This is a genomic window from Mesorhizobium sp. M7A.F.Ca.CA.004.04.2.1 (assembly GCF_004022825.1).
Classification (GTDB): Bacteria; Pseudomonadota; Alphaproteobacteria; order Rhizobiales; family Rhizobiaceae; genus Mesorhizobium.
In genome coordinates, this window is record NZ_RZPH01000904.1 from 1 (window position 1) to 2,332 (window position 2,332).

Below are 2,332 nucleotides of genomic sequence, written 5' to 3' on the forward strand. Positions count from 1 at the left end.
CGACGGTCGAGACCGACTCGATCAGCATCGACCCGGAAAAGCTGCTTGAACTGCAGGCCGGCGAAAGCCTGGGGCCGGGCTCCGACCAACTCGACAACCTCGACTTCCCGATCAACCCGGAGCGGGTCGCCCCGGTGCTGCGAAGGCTGATCTCGCCGACCAGGACCCGCGCCCGCATCTATGACCGCGACGCCAATCTGCTGCTCGATTCACGCCACCTCTATTCGCGTGGCCAGATCCTGCGCTACGACCTGCCGCCGGTTGAGGAGGAAGAGCCCGATCTGGTCGAGCGCATCCAGAAATTCGTCTTCGACTTCTTCCGCAACACCGAGCTGCCGGTCTATCACGAGCAGCCGGGCGGCAATGGCGCCGCTTTCCCGGAAGTGGTCAAGGCACTCACCGGCAGCCCGTCGACCATCGTGCGCGTCAGCGAGCAGGGGGAGCAGATCGTTTCGGTGGCGGTGCCGATCCAGCGCTTTCGTGCCGTCCTGGGCGTGCTGATGCTGTCGACCGAAGGCGGCGACATCGACAAGATCGTCGCCGCCGAGCGCAAGGCGATCCTGCGCGTCTTCGGTATCGCGGCCCTTGTCACCGCCATCCTGTCGATGCTGCTTGCCTCCACCATCGCCAATCCGCTGCGCCGGCTGTCGGCGGCGGCGGTGCGGGTGCGGCGCGGCGTCAAGAGCCGTGAGGAAATCCCCGATTTTTCCGACCGCCAGGACGAGATCGGCAATCTGTCGATCGCCATACGCGACATGACCAACGCGCTCTACGCCCGCATCGAGGCGATCGAAAGCTTCGCGGCCGATGTCTCGCACGAGTTGAAGAACCCGCTGACGTCGCTGCGCAGCGCGGTGGAAACCTTGCCGCTGGCCAAGAACGACGATTCGCGCGGCCGGCTGATGGATATCATCCAGCACGATGTCAGGCGGCTGGACCGGCTCATCACCGATATTTCCGACGCATCGCGCCTGGACGCGGAGCTCGCGCGTGAAGATGCCGGGACGGTCGACCTGAAGAAATTCATCACCGATCTGGTCGCCGTTTCGCGCGAAGCGACGCGCAACAAGAAGGCGGTCGAGATCGAGTTCAAGGCGGCCAAACTGCCGCAAGGCGTCAAAGGCTACGTCGTCGTCGGGCATGATCTTCGCATCGGCCAGGTCATCACCAATTTGATCGAGAACGCCCGTTCCTTCGTTCCCGAGGATCATGGCCACATCAGCCTGTCGCTGGCGCGTGCCGGCAAGTTCAACATCGTCACCGTCGACGACAATGGCCCCGGCATCCGGGCCGACAACATCGACCGCATCTTCGAACGGTTCTACACCGACCGGCCGGCCGGCGAGGCATTCGGCCAGAATTCGGGGCTTGGCCTGTCGATATCCAGGCAAATCGTCGAGGCCCATGGCGGCACGCTCACCGCCGAGAACATCCCCGGCACCAAACCCGGCGAGATCAAGGGCGCACGCTTTGTGGTGACATTGCCGGCCGAAGGCTGAGAGCATGAATCCCAACCACGCCTGGTCCAGCCGTGCAGCCTGAAAACATTCACGCGACAATGGTTTTGATCGGCGAGCGCGGCATTCTCGTCACCGGAGCCTCCGGTTCGGGCAAGACGACGCTGGCGCTGGCGCTCATCGACCATTGTCGCCATCGCGGCCTGTTCTCGCGGCTCGTCGGTGACGATCAGCTCTTTGTCGAGGTGCATGCCGGGCGGCTTCTCTGCCGCGCTCCCGCCATCATAGAAGGCCTCGTCGAGGTGCCTGGGCTCGGGCCGCGAGCGGTGCCGTTCGAGCCCGCCGCCATCGTCGATTTGCATGTCCGCCTGACGCCGGCCGGTGAAACGGCACGCTTTCAGGAGGATGCCGACACCAGCATCGCCGGCTGTCGGGTGCCGCGTATCGATGCGGTCGAACGCAACGTCGCTGCCGCCTTGCCGGTCGTGATGGCGCGGCTGTCGATCGCGCCTTTTCTATGATCCGTTCCGGGTTTTTTGCTGCAATGCGTCAAAATGGCATGTGCCTGCGCAATTTTGGGCTTGTCAACGGGCCGTGCGTCGACAAGATAGCGCTCCCGCCGCCTGGATTGGCTGGCGAGCATAAAATGCGCCTGTGAAGCGGCGATGACGGGAGCCACCAAAGAATGATCGGACTCGTGCTTGTAACGCACGGTCAACTGGCCACCGAGTTCCGACATGCCGTCGAACATGTCGTCGGGCCACAAGACAATTTCGAAACCGTGGCGATCGGTGCCGACGACGATATGGAGCAGCGTCGCCGCGACATCGTCGACGCTGTTGCCCGTGTCGATACCGGGGCGGGCGTCATCGTGC

At 63.8% G+C, this 2,332-nt stretch carries 2 protein-coding genes and 1 pseudogene; all 3 read left to right on the plus strand.

Translation table 11 applies throughout. The features are described from left to right. Positions 1–1,499, plus strand: a 1,499-nt coding sequence (locus EN893_RS28945; RefSeq protein WP_128361982.1) for a stimulus-sensing domain-containing protein, incomplete at its 5' end; no start/stop codon positions are given. 32 nt (positions 1,500–1,531) lie between these two features. Next, positions 1,532–1,978 (plus strand): HPr kinase/phosphorylase, encoded by a 447-nt coding sequence (locus EN893_RS28950; protein ID WP_164748904.1) that lies wholly within the window; start codon positions 1,532–1,534, stop codon positions 1,976–1,978. A 164-nt stretch (positions 1,979–2,142) separates the two neighbouring features. Then, a pseudogene (locus EN893_RS28960) lies at positions 2,143–2,332 on the plus strand (PTS fructose transporter subunit IIA); the annotation flags it as partial.